At 38.5% G+C, this 25,581-nt stretch carries 24 protein-coding genes and 1 other RNA gene; 17 read left to right on the forward strand and 8 right to left on the reverse strand.

From position 1 onward, the window contains the following. Positions 1-20 precede the first annotated feature (20 nt). From H4J56_RS04135 to yeiP, 6 genes are all read left to right on the forward strand, one after another. The gene (locus tag H4J56_RS04135) at positions 21-1,643 is read left to right on the forward strand and encodes a glycoside hydrolase family 30 beta sandwich domain-containing protein (protein ID WP_259368151.1); all 1,623 of its coding nucleotides are present in this window, start codon (positions 21-23) and stop codon (positions 1,641-1,643) included. A 48-nt stretch (positions 1,644-1,691) separates the two neighbouring features. Next, positions 1,692-2,204 (forward strand): tyrosine-protein phosphatase, encoded by a 513-nt coding sequence (locus tag H4J56_RS04140; RefSeq protein ID WP_182214931.1) that lies wholly within the window; start codon positions 1,692-1,694, stop codon positions 2,202-2,204. A 393-nt stretch (positions 2,205-2,597) separates the two neighbouring features. Then, positions 2,598-3,869: a sugar MFS transporter gene (locus H4J56_RS04145; RefSeq protein ID WP_182258930.1), complete on the forward strand. Its 1,272-nt coding sequence runs from the start codon at positions 2,598-2,600 to the stop codon at positions 3,867-3,869. 14 nt (positions 3,870-3,883) lie between these two features. Beyond that, positions 3,884-6,460: an exo 1,3/1,4-beta-D-glucan glucohydrolase gene (locus tag H4J56_RS04150; RefSeq protein ID WP_182214935.1), complete on the forward strand. Its 2,577-nt coding sequence runs from the start codon at positions 3,884-3,886 to the stop codon at positions 6,458-6,460. Between the two features lie 158 nt (positions 6,461-6,618). After that, positions 6,619-7,539, forward strand: coding sequence for a M14 family metallocarboxypeptidase (locus H4J56_RS04155; protein ID WP_182214937.1), 921 nt, complete (start codon positions 6,619-6,621; stop codon positions 7,537-7,539). A gap of 95 nt (positions 7,540-7,634) precedes the next feature. Continuing rightward, entirely contained in the window at positions 7,635-8,207 is a 573-nt protein-coding gene (gene yeiP, locus H4J56_RS04160) for an elongation factor P-like protein YeiP (RefSeq protein WP_182174511.1), read from the forward strand. A gap of 76 nt (positions 8,208-8,283) precedes the next feature. Here the strand turns inward: yeiP and H4J56_RS04165 are convergent, their stop codons facing one another. From H4J56_RS04165 to pspF, 6 genes are read right to left on the reverse strand one after another with little or no spacing between them, the layout of a single operon-like run. Beyond that, entirely contained in the window at positions 8,284-9,066 is a 783-nt protein-coding gene (locus H4J56_RS04165) for an ATP-binding cassette domain-containing protein (RefSeq protein ID WP_182214938.1), read from the reverse strand. Position 9,067: 1 nt separating this feature from the next. Beyond that, positions 9,068-10,057, reverse strand: coding sequence for an oligopeptide/dipeptide ABC transporter ATP-binding protein (locus H4J56_RS04170; protein ID WP_182214940.1), 990 nt, complete (start codon positions 10,055-10,057; stop codon positions 9,068-9,070). Beyond that, positions 10,057-10,950 carry an ABC transporter permease subunit gene (locus tag H4J56_RS04175; protein ID WP_182214941.1) on the reverse strand — a complete coding sequence of 298 codons (894 nt, stop codon included), beginning with the start codon at positions 10,948-10,950 and terminating at the stop codon, positions 10,057-10,059. The genes H4J56_RS04170 and H4J56_RS04175 overlap by 1 nt, the downstream gene beginning before the upstream one ends. Then, the gene (locus tag H4J56_RS04180) at positions 10,940-11,968 is read right to left on the reverse strand and encodes an ABC transporter permease (RefSeq protein WP_182214943.1); all 1,029 of its coding nucleotides are present in this window, start codon (positions 11,966-11,968) and stop codon (positions 10,940-10,942) included. The genes H4J56_RS04175 and H4J56_RS04180 overlap by 11 nt, the downstream gene beginning before the upstream one ends. Position 11,969: 1 nt before the next feature. Then, positions 11,970-13,595, reverse strand: a complete 1,626-nt coding sequence (locus H4J56_RS04185) for an ABC transporter substrate-binding protein (protein WP_259364600.1) — start codon at positions 13,593-13,595, stop codon at positions 11,970-11,972. Positions 13,596-13,604: 9 nt separating this feature from the next. Beyond that, positions 13,605-14,696, reverse strand: a complete 1,092-nt coding sequence (pspF, locus tag H4J56_RS04190) for a phage shock protein operon transcriptional activator (protein ID WP_182250644.1) — start codon at positions 14,694-14,696, stop codon at positions 13,605-13,607. A 191-nt stretch (positions 14,697-14,887) separates the two neighbouring features. Here pspF and pspA point away from each other — a divergent pair, with 191 nt between their 5' ends. The 11 genes from pspA (at position 14,888) to ffs (ending at position 24,043) form a co-directional block, all read left to right on the forward strand. Next, positions 14,888-15,556: a phage shock protein PspA gene (pspA, locus tag H4J56_RS04195; RefSeq protein WP_182214946.1), complete on the forward strand. Its 669-nt coding sequence runs from the start codon at positions 14,888-14,890 to the stop codon at positions 15,554-15,556. Between the two features lie 56 nt (positions 15,557-15,612). Further along, positions 15,613-15,825 carry an envelope stress response membrane protein PspB gene (gene pspB, locus H4J56_RS04200; RefSeq protein ID WP_182214984.1) on the forward strand — a complete coding sequence of 71 codons (213 nt, stop codon included), beginning with the start codon at positions 15,613-15,615 and terminating at the stop codon, positions 15,823-15,825. After that, a complete protein-coding gene (gene pspC / locus H4J56_RS04205; RefSeq protein WP_182214948.1) occupies positions 15,822-16,268 on the forward strand; it encodes an envelope stress response membrane protein PspC in 447 nt (148 codons plus the stop codon). The genes pspB and pspC overlap by 4 nt, the downstream gene beginning before the upstream one ends. A gap of 132 nt (positions 16,269-16,400) precedes the next feature. Then, a complete protein-coding gene (locus tag H4J56_RS04210) occupies positions 16,401-17,831 on the forward strand; it encodes a YcjX family protein (RefSeq protein ID WP_182214950.1) in 1,431 nt (476 codons plus the stop codon). A gap of 159 nt (positions 17,832-17,990) precedes the next feature. Continuing rightward, positions 17,991-19,034: a YcjF family protein gene (locus H4J56_RS04215; protein WP_182230115.1), complete on the forward strand. Its 1,044-nt coding sequence runs from the start codon at positions 17,991-17,993 to the stop codon at positions 19,032-19,034. Positions 19,035-19,264: 230 nt separating this feature from the next. Then, positions 19,265-20,077: a phenylalanine 4-monooxygenase gene (gene phhA, locus H4J56_RS04220; protein WP_182214954.1), complete on the forward strand. Its 813-nt coding sequence runs from the start codon at positions 19,265-19,267 to the stop codon at positions 20,075-20,077. A gap of 9 nt (positions 20,078-20,086) precedes the next feature. Then, positions 20,087-20,425, forward strand: coding sequence for a 4a-hydroxytetrahydrobiopterin dehydratase (locus H4J56_RS04225; RefSeq protein ID WP_182250642.1), 339 nt, complete (start codon positions 20,087-20,089; stop codon positions 20,423-20,425). Positions 20,426-20,535: 110 nt separating this feature from the next. Further along, positions 20,536-22,086 carry a transcriptional regulator TyrR gene (gene tyrR / locus H4J56_RS04230; protein WP_182218000.1) on the forward strand — a complete coding sequence of 517 codons (1,551 nt, stop codon included), beginning with the start codon at positions 20,536-20,538 and terminating at the stop codon, positions 22,084-22,086. A gap of 33 nt (positions 22,087-22,119) precedes the next feature. Beyond that, positions 22,120-22,773 (forward strand): maleylacetoacetate isomerase, encoded by a 654-nt coding sequence (gene maiA, locus H4J56_RS04235; protein WP_182258931.1) that lies wholly within the window; start codon positions 22,120-22,122, stop codon positions 22,771-22,773. Positions 22,774-22,918: 145 nt separating this feature from the next. Next, complete coding sequence (locus H4J56_RS04240) at positions 22,919-23,776, forward strand: DUF3014 domain-containing protein (RefSeq protein ID WP_182217997.1); 858 nt, start codon at positions 22,919-22,921, stop codon at positions 23,774-23,776. Between the two features lie 170 nt (positions 23,777-23,946). Next, an RNA gene (ffs, locus tag H4J56_RS04245) (signal recognition particle sRNA small type) lies at positions 23,947-24,043 on the forward strand. A 564-nt stretch (positions 24,044-24,607) separates the two neighbouring features. Here ffs and H4J56_RS04250 read toward each other — a convergent pair. Together H4J56_RS04250 and priC are read right to left on the reverse strand one after the other, a co-directional pair. After that, entirely contained in the window at positions 24,608-24,871 is a 264-nt protein-coding gene (locus H4J56_RS04250) for a late competence development ComFB family protein (protein WP_070374088.1), read from the reverse strand. A 99-nt stretch (positions 24,872-24,970) separates the two neighbouring features. After that, positions 24,971-25,576 (reverse strand): primosomal replication protein PriC, encoded by a 606-nt coding sequence (priC, locus tag H4J56_RS04255; protein WP_182217995.1) that lies wholly within the window; start codon positions 25,574-25,576, stop codon positions 24,971-24,973. Positions 25,577-25,581 lie beyond the last annotated feature (5 nt).

Raw genomic sequence — 25,581 nt, forward strand, 5'->3', positions numbered from 1 at the left:
CGGTAAATCAGGCAACTCAAATGAATAAAGACACCACCGATATTAATTACCAGCTTTTAATGACCCAAGAAATATTACTGACTAGCGAAGCCGGTGATAAAATAGCGCCACAGCAGAATTTAACCTTTCAACAAGGTACAGCTACGGGCAAGGTTATTGTTGTAAGACCAGATATTAAAAAACAAAAGATTGTTGGTATTGGTACATCGTTCACTGAATCTTCCGCTTTTGTGCTTGCACACTTAACTAAAGATAAGCGAGCAGAGGTGATGGAAAATATTTATGGCGAAAAGGGCGCTAATTTTTCAATAGCACGCACGCATATTGGCGCAACAGACTTTGCCGTGGACGGTCGCTATTCATATGCAGAACGTAAAGATGACGCTAACTTAACATCATTCAGTATCGCGGTAGATAGCGATGGTTTTAGCGCTCAAGATTACCCTGGTATTAAAGATGAGCAATTTGATTTGTTGCCAATGATAAAAGAAGCTTACGCGATAAAAAATCAGCAAGTAGATAAAGATTTAAAAATTGTCGCTTCCGCATGGACTGCGCCACCTTGGATGAAAACAATTGAAGACTATTATGTTAAGCCAACACCTGAAAATAATCACCAAGGGACGGGCGGCGAATTAAAACCACAGTACGTCGCTACTTATGCAGACTATCTTATTAAGTACCTCGATGCATATCAGCAAGAAGGTATTGAACTCTGGGCACTAACGCCAGTAAATGAACCGCATGGCAACAGTGGTCAATGGGAAAGTATGCATTTTACGCCTAAAAGCCAAAATACTTTTATTAAGGACCATTTAGGACCAAAATTAAAAGCGAGTGCGCACAAAGCGGTTAAATTACTTATTTATGACCAAAATCGTGATGAAATGGAGCATTGGACTGATGAAATACTCGGGGATAAAGAAACGTCTGAGTATGTTTATGGTACAGCCGTTCATTGGTACGAAAGCAGTAATCAAGTTAATGAAGATGTGTTTGACCGGGTTCATGAAAAATTTCCAGAGTTTTCAATTATACATACCGAAGGCACGATTGATGATCTAGGTAAAGATGCACCAGCAGGTATCTTAGATCCTGTCCGCTTTAAAGAAAGTAACTGGTTCAATAATGATGATTTTTGGTGGAACGAAAATGCGACCGACTGGGCGTACACTGCAACTTGGGCACCTAAACCTGAGGATCATCCGATTTACACCCCCGTTCATCGTTATGCACGTAATATTATTGTTAGTTTAGATCATTGGTTAGAGGGCTGGATAGATTGGAATATCGTACTCGATAAGCATGGTGGGCCTAATCACGTAGGTAACTTTTGTGGTGCACCTATCATGATTGATACTGACACAGGTGAGGTTTATTACACCCCGATTTATTATGTATTAGCACAATTTAGTAAAACCATTCGACCAGGTGATACGGCATTACAGGTTAATCAGCAGTTAGAAGGCTTAGACAAAGATGCTTTACACGCCAGCGCTGCGATTAATGACAATGGTTTGGTCAGTGTACAGTTACTTAATACCACTAAAGCACCAATAAATTATTCATTACAAATTGGTAGTCAATATGCGCAAGTAACTATTGCCGCTAATGCCGTGCAAACAGTACGTGTTAAGCTTTAGTTTTTAATCGTTTTAACAAGCCATATAATTAATAAGAGTAAAGATTAAGTGAATAAACATCCCTTTGAAGTTATAGCGCTGGATAACGGTGCTAAGCTGATATTTACCCCTTGTCCTGGCACTAAATTAGTTAGCCTTGAACAATCACTTAAGCAGTTGAAGCAAGAGGGTGTTTCAATGCTGATCACATTAATGTTTGATGAAGAAATGGCAAGTAACAAGGTACTTTCTTTACCTGAACTCTGTCGCCAGTATCAGCTTAGTTGGCTACAATTGCCAATTATTGATGATGAAGCGCCGAGTACTGCTTTTGAAGCGCAATGGGCAATAAATAAAACGACCATAGTCGATGAATTGAAGAATAAAGGTACGGTCGCTATTCATTGTAAAGGAGGCACAGGCCGAACGGGAACTGTTATTGCTCTATTACTATTAGCACTAGGTTGGCCAGTCGATAAAATTGTTACAGAAGTACAAAAAGTGAAACCTAAAGCTTTGAAAATTAAAAAACAACGAGATTATTTGAATCGTCAGTTAACAAAAGCCGAGACACTATTTTGATAACAATATAAAGCCACTTTGCAGCCAGAAGAGTACTGATTTCATGTTAACTTAGCTCAGAGGTAATTAGTTAAACCCTTTAGCGATTTAATTTTGTCTGCTATCGTGTTAATTCAACTTACGGTGTTATTTAAATTCGCTTTTAACGCATTGATTACCCACTACACCTCATTTAAATTGCAACTATTTGTTGTATCACTCAAGATAAATTAATGACAGTAAGCCGTGGTCTCGCGGTTTTACTGACAAATTATAATAAAAATAGATAAATAATAAAGCCTGATATAGGTTTGTTATTAACAACACCAATTTTAAGCGATATAAAGAATAAACTTGCTACCTGACGTAGCTAAATTCTTTGTGTTTATTTTTAAGCAATAGGACCTCACCACAATGGCTGGAACATCTTTTACTTTAGATCAAAGCAAAACCTCACAAGCGAATTCATCTAATGGATTTGGTGGAGATAACTCTACTCGCTTTGCGTTAATTTCACTGACATCATTGTTTTTTATGTGGGGATTTATTACCTGCTTAAATGACATTTTGATCCCCCATTTAAAGGCCATTTTTTCGTTAAGTTATGCACAGTCTATGCTAGTGCAATTTTGCTTTTTTGGTGCTTACTTTTTGGTTTCTCTGCCTGCAGGATGGTTTGTCGAAAAAATGGGCTATCAAAAAGGCATTGTGGTCGGTTTAGTGATTGCGGCTTTGGGTTGTTTAATGTTTTATCCCGCCGCTTCTTTACATAGTTATCCTGTTTTTTTGGCGGCTTTATTCGTTTTAGCTAGTGGTATTACCGTTTTGCAAGTTTCTGCAAATCCTTATGTGACCTTACTGGGTAAAAAAGAAACCGCTTCGTCACGATTAACCATGACCCAAGCGTTTAATTCTTTAGGCACAACTATCGCACCTTATTTTGGCGCGTTATTAATTTTAAACGAAGTCACTGATTCAATGTCAGCGAACAGTGCTGAATCGGTACAACTGCCTTATTTAGGACTGATGGCGGCCTTGTTAGTGCTTGCTGCTATTTTTGCTTTCTTAAAACTTCCACATATTGAAAGTGCTGAGGTGGTTGACGGAGAAAAAATTGAAGGGTCGGCATGGCAGTATCGCCATCTAGTTTTAGGTGCTATCGGTATTTTTGTTTATGTTGGCGCAGAAGTGTCAATTGGCAGCTTTTTGGTGAGCTTTTTAGGCGAAACTGATATCGCCGGTTTAGAAGAAACTCAAGCGGCAAAGTACCTTACTTATTATTGGGGCGGAGCTATGGTTGGGCGCTTTATTGGCGCTGCAGTCATGCAAAAAATTGATGCGGGTAAAACCTTAGCCTTTAATGCGCTTTGTTCAGTGGTTTTAATTGCCATCACTATTTTAAGCTCTGGCACCATAGCGATGTGGGCAATTTTATTAGTAGGGTTATTTAACTCTATTATGTTTCCAACTATTTTTAGTTTGGCGTTAAGTGGCCTTAAAAAGCACACCAGCCAGGGAGCGGGCATCCTTTGCTTAGCGATCGTTGGTGGCGCCATCGTCCCTGTATTACAGGGCCTGTTAGCGGATAGTGTTAGTGTGCAGTTTGCTTTTATCTTACCTTTGTTTTGTTACGTCTATATCGTCTTTTACGGTTTGAAGGGTAGCAAGGTAGTCACAGAAAAATAATGAATATGAACGCAATGAAATACTTAAAATTTAACAAAAAAAATTGGTTTCTTATCACGCTTTCGTTATTAATTCTTGGTTGCAGCCCTGCTGAAAATTCGACGTTAACGGGGCAAGAGACACAAGCTATTGATAGCAATAAAGCCGATAAGATTTGGCCTCAACTTGAAAGTGACGTTAAAAAAGATGCGCAAGTCGAGCAAAGAGTAGCTGACTTACTCGCTAATATGACCTTGCAACAAAAAGTGGCGCAAATGATCCAACCAGAAATTCGTGATATTACCCTCGAGGATATGCGAACCTATGGTTTTGGCTCATATTTAAATGGTGGTGGGGGTTTCCCCAATAATAATAAGCATTCTACCCCTGCAGATTGGGTTTTATTGGCTGAAAAAATGTATCAAGCATCTGTTGATGATTCACTCGACGGTTCAACAATTCCAACGATGTGGGGCACTGATGCGGTGCACGGTCATAATAATGTTATCGGGGCGACACTTTTCCCTCATAACATTGGCTTGGGTGCAGCAAATAATCCGACACTTATTGAGAAAATAGCAGAAATAACCGCGACCGAAGTCATGGTTACCGGTATTGATTGGGTGTTTGCTCCAACTGTTGCCGTGGTTAGAGATGATCGTTGGGGAAGAACCTATGAAGGCTACTCAGAAGATCCTGAAATTGTTCGCTTATACGCAGCGTCAGTCGTCAAAGGTTTACAAGGTCATGCCAATAAAGATTTTTTAGGTGATAAACGCGTGATCAGTACCATTAAACATTTTATCGGTGACGGCGGTACGCAAGGTGGCGATGATCAAGGCGAAAACATAGCGAGCGAGCAAGAGCTCTTTACTGTGCATGCCCAAGGCTATGTTGGCGGTTTAACTGCGGGTGCTCAGTCGGTAATGGCTTCATTTAATAGTTGGCATGGAGATAAAGTCCATGGTCATAAATATTTGCTAACCGATGTCTTGAAAAATAGAATGGGTTTTGACGGCTTTGTTGTCGGTGATTGGAATGGTCACGGGCAAGTTAAAGGCTGTATCAAAGAAAATTGCGCTCAAGCGGTTAATGCTGGCTTAGATATTTTTATGGTGCCAACAGAAGCATGGCGACCACTTTATGACAATATAATTGCACAAGTAAAGCAAGGCGATATTCTGCAGTCACGTATTGATGATGCCGTAACGCGTATTTTACGGGTAAAGGTCCGCGCCGGGCTTTTTGAAAAGCCCAGTCCTGCCAAGCGTGTTTTATCAGGGAACATCGCTTTAATTGGCGGGGAGTCGCACCGCGAAGTTGCTCGTCAGGCGGTTCGCGAATCCTTAGTGTTGTTAAAAAACAACGGACAGCTCTTACCTTTATCACCTAAGCAACATATCTTAGTAGCGGGCGATGCCGCTGATAATATCGGTAAACAGTCTGGGGGCTGGAGTATTACTTGGCAAGGAACTGGTAATAAAAATTCAGACTTTATCGGTGGCTCTTCTATTTATTCTGGGATAGAACAACAAGTCAGTGCCGCAGGTGGTCAAGTAACCTTGAGTGTTGATGGCAGTTACACAAACAAACCCGATGTAGCGATTGTCGTTTTTGGTGAAGAACCTTATGCTGAAGGGCATGGTGATATTGATAACCTTGAATATCAGCGCGGTCATAAAAAAGATTTAGCGTTACTTACATCACTTAAAGCAAAAGGAGTACCTGTTGTTGCTGTTTTTATTAGTGGTCGACCTATGTGGGTCAATGCTGAACTCAATGCTAGCGATGCATTTGTCGCTGCGTGGCTACCGGGCTCTGAGGGTAAGGCAATCGCAGATGTTTTATTGAAAAGCCCAGCTGATAATATCCAACACGACTTTACCGGTAAATTGTCTTTCTCTTGGCCTAAATTACCAACACAAATTGTCAATCGTTTTGACGAAGACTACCAACCATTATTTTCATATGGCTATGGTTTAACCTACCAAGACGACACTTTATTAGCTGACTTGTCTGAGCAATCTAATGTGGCGCTTAATACGCATTTAATTACCGATATTTTCTTAGGTAAGGCGATAGCGCCTTGGAAAATGTTATTGTTTTCTCAACAACAAAACATTGAAATAGAGTCGAGTAGTGAATCACTTAAAGGAATTTCTTATCGAACGGTTGATAAAGAGATACAAGAAGATTCATTTCGACTTAAGACCACTGGCGCAGCGAGTGCGGGAGTTAAATTTATTAACAGCAACGGTTTTAGAGAAGATCTTACTAGTGAACTCGAAAAAAATGCTGACTTAACATTTTCAGTTAAAAGAGACAGTGATATTAATGCGCCTGTTTATATCACCATGAATTGTGAAACGCTTGGCGATACCGCAAATTGTCAGGCAAGTTATAATATTCAAGCACAATTAGCGGCATCTAAGCAGGGTGAGTGGCAAGATATTGCTATTAGCTTACATTGCTTTGCTGAAAAAGGTCTGCAGCTGAGTAAAGTTGCTGTGCCTTTTGAATTGCGTACCTCGGGCGCGATTAATTTATCTGTTAACCATATTCGATTCGTGCCAAATAAAGCGACTAGCGCGCCATTGAACTGCCCGCAGTAGTCTATTTAACTTAAATGATAAGGATAAGGATAAGTCTGATTGTTGAGCTTTATCCTTTTTTCTGGTCGAATCAGCGTATTTATTGATAATGACCTTACGGTTGTCGCTATGTGCGTGTAAACTTGCTGATAATATTTACAATATCAAAAGAAAATCAAATGAATCAAGAAGAAAACTATCCGATTGGAACGCCAGGCAAAAAATGGACTGAAAAAGAAAATGTTCAGTGGTTTAAAGCACAAACGGTAACCCGTTCATATCAAGATGAAGTCGTTGAAAAGATAAACGCGTTAAAAGAAGATTTTGATGTTCTTCAATATGGCGCATTATCGCTTGATGAAAGTCGTTATCCTTTGTATGTGATTAAGACAAAAAACTGGCAAGACAATAAAAAAACAGTTTTAGTGACCGGTGGTGTTCATGGCTATGAAACCAGTGGAGTGCAGGGGGCATTACGTTTTGCCCAAACACAAGCCAGCAAATATGCGGAACACTTTAATATTGTCGTTGCGCCTTGTATCAGCCCTTGGGGTTATGAAACAGTTAACCGTTGGAATTGCAAAGCGATAGATCCCAATCGTTCTTTCTATCAAAACAGCCCAGCCCAAGAGTCAGCAGCGATAATGAAGTATGTTGCCGAGCTCAACAGTGATATTTTTGTACATATAGATTTACACGAAACGACTGACACCGATAATTCAACATTTCGACCAGCACTTTGTGCTCGAGATGCGATAGAAGAAAAAGAATGGCAAATCCCTGATGGCTTTTATTTAGTCGCCGATAGCGTGAAGCCAGTCGCTGACTTTCAAAAAGCGATTATTGATGCTGTTGAAGAAGTTACCCATATAGCGCCTGCTGACGAAAGCGGTAAATTGATCGGTGTACCCCTTGAACAGCCGGGCGTTATTAATTATGCTGCGCGCGAGTTAGGATTATGTATGGGCTTAACCAATGCTAAATTCTTAACCACCACCGAAGTTTACCCCGACAGCCCAAAAGTTGATGATGAAAACTGCATTCTAGCGCAAGTGGCTGCTATAACGGGTGGTTTAGATTATATTTTAAAAAGTGAATAACCTGATAAAACCGAAAAATTTGCACACTAAAACATTTTCATAATGTTAAGTTCGTGCTATTTTTCTCTGACATTTAATTTTAGGAATTATTATCCATGCCAAAGGCCAGTGATATAAAGAAAAATGCTGCGGTAGAGCATAACGGAAAAGTATTTATTGTAAGAGATATAGAGCGTTCAGTTCCTCAAGGTCGTGCCGGTGGTAGTTTATACCGTATGCGTATGTACGATGTTGTCACTGGCGGTAAGATTGATGAGACGTTTAAAGACTCAGATATGCTGAACTTCGCTGACCTAAGCCGACGTCCCGCGATGTTTTCATACATCGATGGTGATGAATATGTCTTTATGGACAATGAAGATTACACGCCATACAACCTTAATAAAGAAAGTATTGCTGACGAAGCTCTATTTATTTGTGAAGATACCTTAGGTTTATCAATTATTATTGTTGATGGTGCTGCGGTTGGTATTGATTTACCCCCGAGTGTTGAACTGGTTATTACTGAAACAGACCCATCAATTAAAGGTGGTTCGGCAACAGCTCGCACTAAGCCGGCAATTTTATCTACGGGCTTAACCGTACAGGTGCCTGAACATATTTCAATCGGTGATAAAATCAAAGTGAACACTGAAGAACGTAAATTTATGGGACGCGCTGAGAAATAAAGTCTCGTTTACTTTATCTCCACTTTTATAAAGCCAGCATTTGCTGGCTTTATTGATCTAACCATTAGGTTAGTTGTTAGCGGTGTAACAGTTGGAATCTTTGGTTGAGAATAAGTTTCTTGGTATATTGATGTTTTGGTCGACTGAGAATTTTTGCTGTGTCGCCCATCTCTACGACTTGTCCTTTGCTTAAAACCATTATCTTATCGCTAAAATGCCTAACAATACCTAAGTTATGAGAAATTAAAATATAAGCGAGTCCCATCTGTTCTTGTAAATCGAGCAACAGGTTAATCATTTGCGAGCGTAACGAAGGGTCGAGAGAAGCTAAGGCCTCATCTAATATAATCACCTGTGGTTGTAATATTATCGCCCGAGCTAATGATATGCGCTGTTTTTGACCACCAGAGAACATATGTGGATAAAAATTCATATGTTCAGCGAGCAAACCTACTTTTTGTAATGTTTCTCGTATTAGACAATGGCGGTCTTCTTCATTTAATTTGGTATTGATCAACAAAGGTTCATTCAGTAGTTGCCCAATGGTTAAGCTTGGGTTCAATGTTGTCCCAGAGTCTTGAAATATCATCCGTACATGCTGGCATCTTTGCTTAAAGTCTCCAGGTTGTAATGTTTGGCCATTAAGTTTTATGCTGCCCGTTGAAGGCAGTTCCGCACCAACCAATAATTTTGCTAAGGTTGATTTACCCGATCCTGTTTCTCCAACAATAGCCAAGGTATGGTGAGCTTGTACCTCAAATGAAATCGGTTCGAGTGCGGTAAAATATTTTTGATTAAACCATTTTCTGCCTATTCTAAACGACTTACTTAAGTTATTAACCTGTAATAATATTGGCATATTAATAACTTCCCTTTAGCGAGAAGTGGCAACTAAATTGATGACCATGATAGTTTGTTACCTTAGGTGCTACAACACAGGCCTGTTGCGCTCTAGGGCATCTTGGGCCTAATCGGCAACCTATAGGTAAATGTTGTAAAATAGGAATACTGCCAGGTAGCGCCATTAACCGTGATTTTGCTGGCAAGCCACTATTTGACTTTGGGCTACTATCAACGAGTGCTCGAGTGTAGGGATGAAACGGTTGTTCAAATATGTGCTTGGTGGTACCCGCTTCAACAAATTGTCCGCTGTACATCACCGTAATGGTATTTGTCCAATGTGTGACATTCTCAAGGTCATGACTTATCAATAATATCGACATGTTTTTTAATTGGTTTAAACTCGCCAATAGGCGAAAAATTTGCCCTTGATTGGTACTCTCCATTGCCGCGGTGGGTTCATCTGCAATGAGGAGAATAGGGCGTTTAGCGAGTGCCATTGCGATCATTACTCGCTGACATAACGCTTCATTAAGCTGATGAGGATATTTTTTTAAACAAATTTTATGCTGCTTAATACCGACTTTATGTAAGAGACTAATCGCGGTTTCTTTACGTTGTTGATTTTTTTGCCAAAAATAACCCGTTAATTGTTCGCCATCAACCGCCTCGGTAAGTTGCATCCCTATGGTCATCGTTGGGTCTAAGCACGCCATCGGCTCTTGAAATATCATCGCGACATCTTTTGAAATAATGGCTTTGCGTTCATCAACAGATAAGCGCATTAAATCTTTTCCTCGCCAGTGAAACCTATCAGCGTCAACATGCCACTTTTCATCAAGTACGCCGATAATAGCCTGAGCCAATAAAGATTTTCCTGAACCAGACTCTCCAACTAAACCACGAACTTCACCCTCTTTCATGGTTAAACTGACGCGATCAACCGCTAAAATAGGGTTAGTCGCTGATTTCAGCACAATAGACAAATTTCTGATATCGAGAAGGTTCATCAAGCTTCCTTACTGATTTTAAGGGCGTGTCTCATGCCTTCACCAACTAAATTAGTTGCCACCACGGCAAAAAGAATCGCCAAACCAGGTAGATAAACCGTCCACGGGGCAATATAGAATAAATCGATACCATTTTTTAGCATCGCCCCCCATTCTGCCATGGGAATTTGTGCGCCTAATCCAAGAAAGCCTAATGCAGCAATATCAAGTATCGCAGCAGACTGGGCTAACGTTGCTTGGCTAATTAATTTCTCTAAAACATTAGGAAAAACAGAATGATATAAAATTCTAAATGAACTTGCTCCGTCTAATCGTGAAGCCAGAACATAGTCTTTTCTGAACTCTTGAGTAACGACATTACGGGTTATATGAACAAATTGTGGGATAAGCACGATAATAATCGCCCATAAGGTATTGCTCAACCCTGGCCCCAAGATAGCGACAATAACAATTGCCAGCAATAAAGAAGGAATAGATAAAATCACATCAAGAAAATGGTTAAGAAAACTTGATTTTATTCCTGATGTTAAAGCAGATACCGAGCCAATAACACCACCAATACCTAAAGAAATAAGCACCACAACAAAACTTAAGCCAAAAGTCAGTGATGTGCCGTGCATTAAGCGAGACAACATGTCACGACCCAAATTATCGGTGCCTAATAAAAAACTGACATTACCATCTTCGTGCCATGCTGGTGGCAGTAATAAAAAATCTAAGTGATTTTCAACGGGAGTATAAGGTGTAATAAAAGGTGCAAATAAAGCGAGAATTGTTAAGAAAATAAAACAGCTAAAACCTATCATCACTACGGGTTTTACTTTGAAATTATGCCAAAGTTGCAGTAATGGTGAAGGAAACTCTTCCTCTAAGTATATTTTATCACGCGCCATTTCGACTCTCTCTTGCTAAAGGATTAAGTGCTGCATAGATAAAATCGATGACAATATGCACAATAAAAATAAAACTAGAAAGCGCTAAAAGCCCACCTTGAATTGAAGTGTGGTCACGCTGAAATATACTTTCTATTAACCATCGGCCGATGCCTGGCCAGCTAAAGATAACTTCAGTCACCATGGCAATAGTTACTAAGTTAGCAAACTGTAAACCAACATCTCGAATAACGTGCACCATAGCATTTCGTATCGCGTGATGATAAATAATTTGCTTAAAGCTTAGCCCTTTTGCTTTAGCCGCACGTATGTATTGGCTGTCGAGCACATCCATCATTGCCGTGCGAGCTAAGCGTACAAAGATGGTCGCTGGAGCTAGGGCGATAACACACGCAGGTAGAAATATATGTGCGCTGGCATCTTGAAAGGCTTGCCACTTATAAGGACTGTCACTTAATAAAATATCTATAAACTGTATGCCAGTAACATGTTCTATTTCAAACACTAAGCTGAGCTGTCCTGCTGATGGCAACCAACCTAATTGGATAGAAAAAATAAGAATGGCTAATAGGCCTAACCAAAAAACAGGAATTGAATAACCCAGCATAGAAATAGTTAAAATAATATTATCGGTAGCTTTACGGTGTTTAATGGCGGCAATAAAGCCAATAGGAATACCAAAGACCATAGCAATGAAAAGTGCCACTAAAGACAGTTCAATTGTCGCGGGTAAAAAGCGCATGATCTCGTTACTTATAGACAATTGGCTGGCCATTGAAATACCTAAGTCTCCCTGGAAAAGATGACTTATATACGAAAAGTATTGCTGAGCAATATTATTATTTGTTTGATACTGCTCAGCTAAAACTATCAATTGCTTAGGTGTCGCATTGATTTGCCCAGAAATATTGATTAACTGTTCACCAGGAAATAAAAAGCTCAAACTAAAAGACAGCAATGTCAGTAGAAACATGGTGAAAATGAATAAGTTTAGACGGCGTAGGGTAAATATCAGCATATTAGTTTTTACTCACCCTGCTAAAGTCGATGCCACCAAAGGGAGATAATAGTTCACCCTTAACAATGTTTTTCCTTGCTTGAAATCGTTTAGAGTGAGCAATGGGAATTAACGGCACTTCAGTTGAAATAATCGCTAACGCTTGACTATAAAACTTTTTACGTTGGGCCACATTTGTTGTTTCTAATGCTCGCTGTATTAAGTTATCAAACTTTTTATGACACCAAAATGTTCTGTTGTTACCACTTCTAGCCGATGAACAGCTCAACAGTGGTGTAAAAAAGTTGTCTGGGTCTGGGTGATCCGCCGACCAGCCTAATAAAACACTCTGATGCTCACCTTTTGACAGCTGTTCAAGAAAAGAGCCCATATCGAGAGAGTTTTCAATTAACACATTAATACCTATTTTCTTTAAATCGGCTTGAATTAACTTTGCCATAGTAACCGCGTCTGGATTATATGCCCGTTGTACCGGTAACGCCCAGAGGTTCATAGTAAAACCATTAGGAAATCCAGCCTCAGTTAGTAATCTTTTAGCTTCAGCTAAGTCAAATGTTTGCGGTAAAGTATTCTTATCATAAGCCCAAGAGGTTGTTGGTAATAAACTATGTGCTATATCGGCTCTAGATTGATAGACAGTATCAATAATGGCTTGCTTGTTAACGGCTAATGCAACGGCTTGACGTACTTTTACATTATTAAAAGGTGGCTTTAAGGTATTAAAGCCAAGATAACCGACATTAAAAGAAGTCACCGCTTGTAGCTCTAATTCAGGTTTACTTTTTATTTTGTTATGAGCAATGGGGAAAGCAATTACATCACATTCACCCGCTAATAATTTTGTTAATCGCCCTGTATTACTGGGCGTTATATCAAAAATAAGTTGCTCTAAAGTACTTGGTTGATCCCAGTACGTTTTATGGGGAGCATAGCGAATATAGGCGCCGGGACGATAATCTTTTAATTTAAAGGGACCCGTGCCAATGGGCAGCGTGTCTATTTCTCGCTTAATATTTTTTAACACTAAGGTGTCAGCATATTCCTTTGATAATATAACGGCAAAGTCACTGGCAATGTTAGCCAAAATTGAACTGTCTGCGTATTTGAACTTAAAACGTATAGTGTATTCATTGATTTTTTCAATACTTTCAACGACATTTGAAAAACTTACACTTTGAAAAAAAGGGTATTTTCCACCCGAAACTTGATGGAAAGGGTGCTTAGGTAATAAAATACGGTTAAAACTGAACAGTACATCATCGGCATTAAAAAAACGTGTTGGGGTAAAATAATCGGTTTGATGAAAGGCAACATTTTTGCGTAAATAAAAAGTAACCATTTTACCGTCACGCGTCACATGCCATGACTTTGCTAACGACGGAGCAATAGTGTTTTCTTCGCCTCTAAATGAAATTAATCGGTTATAGAGTTGATTAGACGTAGCATCAATGGTGGTACCAGAGGTAACCGTTTGCGGATTAAAACTTTCAGGAGAGCCTTCAGAGCAATAGACAATACTATGGTCAGTTAATGAGGGATCATTATCAATATCACATGCCGTTATCCAACATAAAAATGGCAAGGTCATTATCTTCAATAAATGTTTTTTAACAGCGAATATCGACATATAACTCAACTACCCTTCGTCTACTGCACTTTCTAATAAGTTATACTTTTTCAAGTAACCTCTTAGTTGATGATAGGTTAATTTGAGTGCGTCGGCAGTTTTCTTTTGGTTATACTGACAATTTTCTAAAGCTGATTGAATCAAATCAATCTCATAGTCTTGAGAAAGGTCTTTTAATGATAAAGGGAAGACCAATGATTGACTAACAGGCAACTGTTGATGGATTACCTCTTGGCGTTTTTCTTCGTTGTTCTCTTTATCAACACTCGGCGCTGCTACCGATATCCTGTCTTGGGTTTTAATACGCTGAGAAGGTCGGTAAGGTGACTCAAACGGGTCAATGACTAAGTCATGCACGGGTAAATGTGGGTTATTGCAACGATAAACACTACGCTCGACAACATTTTTTAATTCTCGTACGTTTCCAGGCCAATGATATTCAAGCATGGCACGTTTCGCTTTTTCAGTAAAACCGCTAAAGAGCTCAAATTCTAATTCGCGCGCCATGTTAATCGCAAAGCTTTCAGCTAACATCATGATGTCTTCAATACGTTCTCGAAGCGGTGGTAGGGTGATAACATCAAAAGCAAGTCGGTCAAGTAAATCTGCTCTAAATTCACCCGCATCGGCTAAGGTGGGTAAGTCTTCATTGGTTGCGGCAATTAAGCGCACATTGGTATTAATAGTTCTTGAGCCACCCACACGCTCAAACTCACCGTATTCAACGACTCTTAATAGTTTTTCTTGTATTAACCCTGAGGTATTGGCTATTTCGTCAAGAAAGAGGGTGCCATTGTCCGCACGCTCAAAGCGACCTTCATGGCGTTTACTCGCGCCGGTGAATGCACCACTGTCATAGCCAAATAATTCTGTTTCTAATAAATTTTCATTTAATGCCGCACAATTAAGCTTTAAATAATTTTGATCCCAACGTTTAGATAAGTAATGAAGCCGAGCCGCAATAAGCTCTTTACCTGTCCCTCTTTCTCCAATAATAAGCACAGGTTTACTCAAAGGCGCTACTTGTGAGACTTGCTCTAAAACTTCAAGAAAATTATTTGCTTGTCCAAGAAGATTATCCTTTTGGTTAAAACGCGACATTACTTGACCTAATAATTGGTTTATTTCACTAACAAATAGTGTATTTTATTAATCACCAGGTTTGAAGTGTTTTTTTTAATTATAATAACTTTATTTAAAACATGAAGTTAAGTTAATAGTAAAACTTGGCGCAAAACATGAATAAAGAATATCAGTAACATTAAATTAAATTATTGAATGAGGAAGTTGTTATGGGTATTTTTTCTAGGTTTACAGATATTATTAATTCGAATATTAACAACCTGTTAGATAAAGCAGAAGATCCTGCAAAAATGGTACGATTGATCATTCAAGAAATGGAAGATACTTTAGTTGAAGTACGTTCGTCATCTGCTAAAATTTTAGCAGATAAGAAAGATTTATCTCGTCAAGCGACTCGTTTTGAAAAAGATGAGCAACAATGGCAAGAAAAGGCTGAACTAGCCTTAAGCAAAGGCCGTGAAGATTTAGCAAGAGCGGCGCTCGTTGAAAAGAAAAAGTGTGCTGAGAATGCATTGTCACTTTTAGATGAGTTGAACCACGTTGATGATCATATTGCTAAATTACAAAGTGAAGTTTCTCAGTTACAAGAAAAATTAGCGGATGCAAAAGTAAGACAAAAAGCAATTATCATGCGAGAAAAAACAGCGACGTCTCGTTTAAAAGTGAAAAAGAATATCGATAGTGGTCGAGTTAATGACGCACTGAGTCGCTTTGATAGTTATGAACGTAAAATTGATGATATCGAATCACAAGTTGAGTCCCTTGATTTAGGGAGCAAATCATTAGCAGATGAAATCTCTGATTTAGAATCTGATGAAAATATTGATGATGAATTAGCGCAATTAAAAGCTAAAATGAAATCAGATAAGAAAAACTAAATAACTCAGTTTGTGTTGAATAACTTATAAGGAGAAGTACTGTGGAAGAACTTATAATGGTTCCTGTCATCATTTTTATGTTGTTAGTTGCCCCTATTTGGTTGATTTTACATTACCGAAGTAAGCGCCAGATAACCCAAGGTTTTAGTGAAGAAGAGTACAAGCAATTATCTGAACTTTCTGAATTAGCCGATAAAATGACCGAGAGAATTAAAACGCTTGAAGCTATTTTAGATGCTGAAACACCTGACTGGAGAAGCAAGGTATGACAGACAAGCGCCGTGGTGAATTATACAGAAACTCGAGCCAAGGAAAAATTGCTGGCGTCTGTGCTGGTCTAGCTGATTACTTTGGCTGGGAAACATGGTTAGTGCGTATTCTAGTGGTTTCGGGTGTTTTACTAGGTATGGGTTGGTTTGTGGTTATTTATATTGCTGGTTGGTTTATTTTAGATAAAAAACCAGGCGCTACCGCTAAAAAACCACAACCAGCACAATCACAATATGCATCAGCTACCATGCACACAGAAGAAGAACTTTCTTCTGAGTCTATCAAGGTGAAGTCGCGTATTTGGCAATCTGGAGAGCCGCCTAAACAAGCTTTTCAGGATATTAGACATAAATTTAAATCCCTAGAAAGGGAAGTTCGAGCGATGGAGCATTATGTTACCTCACCTGAGTTTACTGTTTCTCGAGAAATCAATAAGTTGTGATCAACAAAAAATTAAAAAGCGGCTTTTGCCGCTTTTTTAGCTTGTTCGCTTAACAAATAGTTAAGCGTACGACTTGTCTTTGTGATTAAGTGTATCCATTAAATATTAATATAACTTTCAGTAAGATAATTCATGGCATTTATAAATAAAAAAAAGCTGAATAAATTAAAGCAAAAAGCGAGTGATTTATTAAATCGAACGCTCGACCAACACGTTACTTTGGCCGTTACAGGTCTCAGTCGTAGTGGCAAAACAGCCTTTATTACTTCTTTAGTCAACCAACTCGTTAATGAAAGCAATCATTCACAGCTTGGTTTTTTTAATGTTGTTCATCAAGGGCGCTTCATTGCCGCTAAACGAGTGCCTCAAAAGCATTTACACATTGGCCGTTTTGAATATGACCGAGCAATGTCAGCTTTTTCGCAAAATGAACCAACATGGCCTGAGCCGACCCATGGTATTAGTGAGATGCGACTTGCTATTCGTTATAAGCCCAAAGAGTCATTGTTGAAATATGCCAGTGATACAGCAACTTTATACCTAGATATTACTGATTATCCAGGAGAGTGGTTACTTGATTTACCGATGTTAAATCAAACGTTTGAACAGTGGTCACAACAAACAACAGCATTATTGCTTACCGAACCTAGGTTTAAATCAGCAGAAAGCTTTATAGAAAAAGTGAATCAAATAGATCCCTTTGCCAAGGTCGATGAGCAAAGGTTGGCTGACTTATCAAAAGAATATACTGAGCTTTTATTACACTTTCGTCACGAACTTGGTTTGTCGGTTATTCAGCCCGGACGCTTTATTTTACCTGGAGAATTAGCAGATGCGCCCATTTTGCAATTTTTCCCTTTCACTGCTTTTGAAACAATGGATAAAAATGCTTATCAAAATGCCAGTGATGACTGTTTAATCGGTATGCTAAGAGCAAGGTTTATTGAATATAAAGAACGTGTTGTTAAAGCTTTTTATAAAGAACATTTTGTTAATTTCGATAGACAAATTGTATTAGCAGACTGTTTAACTCCGTTAAATAATGGTCCTGAGAGTTTTGCTGATTTGAAAACAGCGATGACCATGATCATGGAAAGCTTTAGCTATGGTCAAAGTAGTTTGTTTTCTCGTTTGTTTGCGCCAAAAATTGATAAGTTATTATTTGCTGCGACCAAAGCTGACCATGTTACGCCAGAGCAACACCATAACTTAGTAAAATTACTCGACCAGCTTGTTTATCAAACTAAACATCAGTTAAATTATGATGTTATTGAAATGAAAACACTGGCGCTAGCTTCTGTTAAAACGACACAAGCAGGAACGAGTCGTTACCAAGGGCAAGACATTCCTGTGCTTCGTGGCAAACGCTCTGAAAATGGAGAGCTAATTACGGTTTTTCCGGGTGCGGTGCCGAGTAAATTACCCGAACAAGATTATTGGCAGCAAGAGACTTTTAATTTTATTAGCTTTGCTCCGATGGATCCGATTGGACAACATGAATGTCTACCTCACCTGCGTATGGACCAAGTAATGCAGTTTTTACTTGGTGATAAAATGAAATGAAATGATTGTTGATGTGTTGGCCGCTAAGCATAGTGCTTACCAGCCATCGATACGCATGGATCAAGTGATGCAGTTTTTACCCGGTGATAAATAAAATGATCGACCTTGATAAATATAAGAATGAAGCAAGTAATACAATTTTGCTTGGAGATAAAATAGATGAATGAACTCGATGAAAAATATCAACAGCAAATTCTTTTTGAAAATGATGAGTTAACGACAAAGAAAAGTCATTTACCTTCAAATGGCCAACAAGTTATTGTCGGTAATGACGATTGGCAGGCATCAGAAGATTTATCATTAATTAAGCAAGGGTATTTAAATGATGATAACCCACAGGAAAAAACTAGGCCTCGTTGGTTATGGCGGGTTGTAGGCACTGTTTTTGCTGGCGTTGTTATGGTAGAAACCTTTACATTTTTTCAACAGGGCTTTGCTCAATCTCCTATTTTAGCTGGTATGTATGGTGTTCTGCTCTTTGGTTTGTCAGTTATTGTTGGTTCAACGGCGATACGTGAGTATTCAGCATTAAGACAATTTAAACGCCAGCAAAGTACACAAGCAAAAGCAAAAGATATATTAGCAACTGACTTAGCTTCCCCTCGACATATTGACGCAAAAGCTTTATGTGAAAGCATTTCAGCAAACTTACCTTGTGATTTGATGTCTGAGCATGAAAAAAGTTGGCAGTCGTTGGTCAAAGAGGAATACAGTGATGAAGAGTTACTCCAATTATACTCCCGTGAAATACTCTCAAAAGTTGACGAGAAAGCATTAGATGAAGTCGCTAAATTTTCAACAGAAGCCGTAGTATTAGTTGCTTTAAGCCCGATTGCTCTTGTTGATATGATGCTAATGTTTTGGCGAAATTTACGGATGATTGACAAAATTGCCGGCCTTTATGGTTTAAAAATTGGCTACTGGAGTCGAATAAAATTAATTAAACAAGTTTTCGTTAACATGGCTTATGCCGGCGCGAGTGAGTTAGTCATTGATTTAGGAGCTGACTTGGTTGGTGCTGAACTATTAGGTAAATTATCTGCGCGCATGGCACAAGGACTCGGCGCGGGTATGTTAACGTCACGCTTGGGTATTCAAACTATTAAGCTTTGTCGACCCATTCCTTTTGAAGAAAACACCCCTAAAATAGCTCAAGTGAGGAAAAAAATACTCAGTCAGGTAAAAAAATTATTAATAAGGTAGTTTTATTCCTTGTGAGGAATAAATAAGTTGTTTTTATCTTATTGATTTTATTTGTTATTGTTTTTGTATTTACATTTTTGTAATTTTTTCTATACGCTATTATTGTCTGGTTAAATAATAGTCAGTTAGCGTTTGGTATTTTTCCCGTCAAGCTTGTTTTATTATCAGTGGAGAACATGACTCACTCATTGGTGAGTGAATAATGATAAAAATTAAAATAAGGTAATATCATGGGGATGGCGACGAAGTATATTTCGCGAGTTGCTGATGAAAATGGTCACATTCATTGGTCAGATGAAGAAAATAGCGTTTGGCAGGAATTGATCACTCGTCAATTAAAATGTGTTGAAAACAAAGCGTGTGACGAATATAAATTAGGCTCAAAATTATTAAATTTACCACATGACCGAATTCCACAGTTGGCAGAAGTTAGTAAAGTACTTAAAGAAACAACAGGTTGGCAGTGCGAGCCAGTACCGGCATTGATTGGTTTTGGTGCGTTTTTTAAGTTGTTATCAGAAAAAAAATTCCCAGTAGCTACTTTTATTCGCAGCCGAGAAGAGTTTGATTATCTGCAAGAACCTGATATTTTTCATGAAATATTTGGCCATTGTCCTTTATTAACCAATAAGTCGTTTGCTGATTACACTGAGGCTTATGGAAAAATGGGTCTTAATGCGACTAAAGAGCAAAGAGTATTTTTAGCTCGTTTATATTGGTTTACGGTCGAGTTTGGTTTATTAGATACCCCTGAGGGTATTAAAGTTTATGGCGGTGGTATTTTGTCTTCACCGAGCGAAACCATTCACGCGACTGAAAGCGAGATTGTTGAACGTGAAAAACTTAACATACTTGACGTATTAAGAACGCCATATCGAATAGATGTTATGCAGCCTATTTATTATATGCTGAATAAAGTAAGTGATTTAGATGATTTAAGAAAGTTTGAAGTGGCTGATATTATGGAGTTGGTTGAGCAAGCACAAGCCTTAGGCTTACACCCAGCGAAGTTTCCAGCAAAAGAAATTAATAATGTGAGTTAAGGAAAAATAATGACTGAACAATTATCTGTACAAAAATGTGAAGCATGCCAAGTTGGCGCGCCACAAGTGAGTGATGAAGAGTTACCGGCACTATTAGCACAAATACCAGACTGGATCCCTGAAGTACGTGACGGGGTTATGATGCTTGAACGTGAGTATAAATTTAAGAACTATAAATTATCATGGGCATTTGCAAATAAAGTCTCTGCATTAGCCGAAGAAGAATTCCATCATCCAGCGATTTTATTAGAGTGGGGCAAAGTAAAAATTACTTGGTGGACACATGCTATTAAAGGGCTACACCGTAATGATTTTATTTGTGCAGCAAAAACTGACAAACTTTTGTAATATTTGCTTACATTAGATAATAGCAGCCTCCTACCTCAGGGGGCTTTTTTTTGTTGTACAAATTAGTTTACAATACCGAACAGGAATACTTGGCTATTAAGGTAAGGTAAATGCGTTTAGAAATTGTTTGTTGCGATCGAGTCGGCATTGCCCGAGAAGTATTAGAAATATTTGTTGAACATGAAATTAATTTACGTGGCATCGAACTAAAGCAGCCAGGCGAAATTTTTATCAACATACCTGACTTAGAATTTAGCCAATTACAAACTTTTATGCCACGTTTACGTTTAATTGAAGGCGTGAATGATGTAAAAACAACACCTTTTATGCCCTCTGAACGTGAGCGTAATGAACTCTCCACGCTCATTAAAACTTTTCCTGATCCCTTTATATCTATTGATGCAAAAGGTGATATCCGTATTGTAAATACCGTAGCTGCCGGTATTATGGGCTGTAAAGATCATGAAATTATTGGCGATAATGTTGGCAATTGGTTAAAAGGCTTTAACTTTAATCGCTGGTTAGATGCCGATGAAGTACTTGCTCAAACGCGTCGCTTAAAGTTTCAAGATGATGACTTTGTGGCTGATATCATGCCTATCCATGTGACCGATCAAAGCGGTATCCCCGTTTTAGCGGGTGCGGTATTAATTTTAAAATCAGAAGCACGTTTAGGCCAACAAATAAGTGCTTTTAAACAAGCGAATGAAAATAATTTTGCCGGTATACAAGCAAGTAGTGGCTCGATGCGTAAAGTTATTCGTGAAGCAAAACGCATGGCACTCCTTGACTCTTCAATGCTCATTGTTGGTGAAACGGGCACGGGCAAAGAGCTGTTAGCTCATGCTTGTCACGCCGCGAGTGATCGCAGTAACAAACCTTTTATGACTTTAAGCTGTGCAGCATTACCTGATGACGATGCAGAAACAGAACTTTTTGGTGCAGGTTCAAAAGGCGAGAATAAAGCTAAACGGGGTTTATTTGAATCAGCAGACGGTGGCACAATATTTCTAGATGAAGTGGGGGAGATGTCACCTAAATTACAAACTAAAGTACTGCGTGTCATTCAAGATGGTACTTTTCGTCGCGTCAATGACGAGGAAGAGATTAGGGTCAATGTCAGGATCATTAGCTCAACCAACTGTGACCTTCTTAGCATGGTTTCTACCGGCGATTTTAGAGAAGACCTTTACTACCGTTTAAATGTACTTGGACTAAATATACCTTCATTACGTGACCGACGTTCGGATATTATCCCTCTAGCTGAATTTTTTATTGTCAAATTTGGTCAACGTATTGGTAAAACGATTGTCACTATGTCAGATGACTGTCGTGATTTTATCGAACATTATCCTTGGCCTGGTAATGTTCGTCAGCTCGAAAATGTATTAATTCGTGCGGTATCATTAATGGAAGGCAGTATTGTGATGACCTCTCATCTGCAATTACCTGCATATACACGTGAACATGGTTATCTAGAAAAGGAATTTGAAGGAACTTTAGATGCTGCGGTTAAAAGTTTTGAAGCTGATTTACTTAGAAAACTATACCCGGCTTATCCAAGTACTCGACAATTAGCAAAAAAATTAGGATTAAGTCATACCGCCATTGCAAATAAATTACGTGAATATGACATCAATAAAAAAACTGTTAAAATTTAAATAATTAATACAGATAACAAATAGAGGTATAAAATGAAACTTTTTGGTTATTGGCGTTCGTCCGCTGCATATCGAGTAAGAATTGCTTTGCACTTGAAAAACATTGATTGTGAATCTGTACCCGTTCATTTAGTTAACAATGGCGGTGAACAGCACAGTTCAGCTTATATTGCACTTAATCCGACCCATTTAGTTCCAACGTTAATTGATGAGACAGTTGATGGCGACTTGGTGCTAAATCAAAGTATGGCAATACTTGATTACCTTGATAATAAATACCCTCAACCACAGCTCTATCCCGAAAGTATTTATGCTAAAGCACAAGTGCAAGCACTTGCCTTAGATATCGCGTGTGAAGTACACCCAGTAACAAACTTACGTGTACAACAATATCTTGTTAATACACTAGGTGCTGAAGATAGAGATAAATTAGCTTGGAGTCACCATTGGATGAGCATAGGTTTTGCTGCCTTTGAAGAAAAACTACAAAAGGTATCAGGAAAATATTGCTATGGTGATGATGTCACTATTGCTGATCTTTGCCTTGTTCCACAAGTTTACAATGCAAATCGTTTTAAAGTAGATATGTCAGCATTTCCGCTTATTAATGCCATTGTTGAGCGTTGCAACCAGTTACCCGCTTTTATAAAAGCACTACCAGAAAATCAAGACGATGCTATTTTATAATTGTTAAGTAATAATATAAAAAGATAAAAACTCAATTTCAAATAAAAGTTATTTTAGATCACGTATTCCCTTGCAACTTAGATGAAAACGAGTTGCAATGGTTATTCATCATGCATTCTTTAGATAAATTGAATATTAGGTACCTATGGAAGATCAAGCGCAAAAAGGTAAACAAACCTCCTGGGGCATTATTGCCGTTATTATTGCTATAGTGATAGCCGCCTTAGTTTGGTTATATATGTCATCGACAACCGAACAAGAAGTTGTTGAAGTGGCGCCAGTGGCTATCGTTAAAGCTGAAATTCCGCCCGAGCCTATAGTAGAGCCGATATTAACTGAAGAAGAAGTTTTTCCTTTAGTTGTGACAGAACCCGTCGTTGCTATTGAGCCTGAACCGATATTACCAACCTTAAATGAAAGTGATGTTTGGTTACAAGAAAAGCTACCAAGTTTTACCTGGCGTAAAGAACTGTTAAAGTTGGTCATTGATAAAGATATGATCCGCCGTTTTGTGGTATTCACTGATAATTTTGCACAAGGTAATATCGCTTACGCTCATAGTCCGTTAATTAAACCTAATACTAAATTTTTAGCAAATGAGGTTAGCAACGGGGCAAGTAGTGATTGGAAGTGGGATGAGTCAGCGGCACGACGTTTTACACTTTATGTTGATTTACTGCGTTCATTTGACAGTGAAACACTGGTGCAGTCGTACTTTGAAATGAAGCCTTTGATTGATCAAGCTTATGCAGAGCTAGGCTATCCAGACGACAACTTTACTGAGGTTTTACATGATGCTATTACCAAGGTCTTGGATATGGAAATTCCAAAAGAATCATTAGACTTAGTTCGCCCCAGTGTGATGTTTCGCTTTAAAGATGAAAAAATAGAAGCCCTTGATGCTGCCGACAAACTGTTATTACGTTTAGGTAAAGAAAACCTATTGGTGATTAAATCAGTCTTATTAGAAATTAATGAACGGTTGGCACGCGAGCGTCCATAATTTAAAGGTAATTCCAAGCTAATTTCAAGTTGATTTTAGCTATACACCTGCTAGTGTGGTTAAAAAAACAGCGAACGATTTTATTTATATAACTAGCGCTTGCATCAAGCTAAATCTTTAGCCATAATTCGCGCCGTTGAAGTGAGAACGACAACTTTCTATGGTGACCCTTTCGGTCCCCTCGCAATGATACTCTGTGAACTCGGCCAGATCCGGAAGGAAGCAACCGCAGCAGACGACTCATGTGCCGAGGTGTGGCTGCTAGGGTTGCCACCACTCTTTTTATCAATCACTTACAATCTTTAGCTACCTTGCAACTTTCAGTACCAACTCTTTACGACTAAAATTTCCCATTTATACATTCGAGCCGGTATTTATCGCTAGCGAAATAATTCCATCTAAAGTCCCAAGAATATCCCGTAACAAACAAGCCAAGAAAATATCAACTTACCAACAGATGATTTTACTGGCAGCAATGTTATTTAAAGGGGGCATGATACTTGTCAGCCGTTAATAAATTATTTGCTAATGTCATCACACATTTATAAATCCTACTTGTAAGCACTGAAACGCTCAAAAATGAGTGCAAAGACATAATGCAGGTGTATTTATGTCTTTATACTTTTAAGGCCATTTAAGTGGGTTAGCTGGTTTCTGATGAAGTGAAAAGCATTTAGCTAGTTAATGGCTAAAAAAATGAATATTAATCGGTATTAAAATTTTAACGGTTTAATAAAAGGGCAGGTCATCATTTAAAGGGAATGCTTAAGGGTAAAAGCAAGTGAGCATTGACTTGACCACTTGCCTTCTTAATAAATCAAAGAACAGTAGTTAAGTGTTATGAGTTTTCATAAACTCTATTGCCTTACTAATCGCAACTTTTACATTGTTTTCCATTTCAAAACGTTCTGAAGCAGGCAAGTAGAATGACATATCAACTTCATGTCTAATATAACGAGTGGGTAGTTGATTTAGCACTACACAGGTTAGGTCAGCAATAAAATCAGCTTCATATTTCTCTTCTAATTTTAGCGCGGCAAAATGTTGTACGACTAATTTTTCATAATAGTTATGAATGTCATCAGATATTCTCATTCCAGCCCTCTTTTACGATTAAATAATAGATTAATTTATTGTTTGTTATTATTTAAGATTAATGCGAGATGAAGCAAAAAGCGAGTTATTTAACAGATATCATCGCGGTTTTTCTGAAACTTCTATTTCGCGCTCTATTTTTGAAATAGCTTGACGACATCGACCTAACCTTTGGTGAAGGGCAAGGACTTCATCCAATATTTTCTTTGCTTTGGCAGGCGTTGCGCTTTGACGAAGTTGCTCTCTTTCATTGAGCATAGCAAGTAAGCGGCGCTCAAACTCGTGGTGCTCTGCTAATTGCTGATAGAGCGCTTGACTGGATTTAAAGAGTTCTTTTGCCGCTTTCTTATAGCGCCTAGCGTTTATCGCTGTTAATCGGTATTGTGCTTCTTGATGAAGCCCTTTGTTTGATCTTATTGCATTGATTATTGATGATATTTGTTGCTCAATACCTTGTAATCTATTTTGCGATAGTTCTTTTTTTCCACTCTTTAATAACCGAGCTAATTCGATAGTTTTACCACGTACCTCATCAACATATGCGCCTATTTTATCACTATTGGTGGCAAATAAAGCTTCTGAAAAGATATCTTTATCTTTTAAAAGATAATGTGATTTAGTCTGCTGATTTTCAGTATCAATAATTTTAGCCTGCTCAGCTAGACTATCTAAAACAGCTGTAATTCTGTCGATTGCTAATTGCATATTTG

Origin of the sequence: Colwellia sp. BRX8-4 (assembly GCF_014077345.1) — a bacterium.
GTDB lineage: Bacteria > Pseudomonadota > Gammaproteobacteria > Enterobacterales > Alteromonadaceae > Colwellia_A.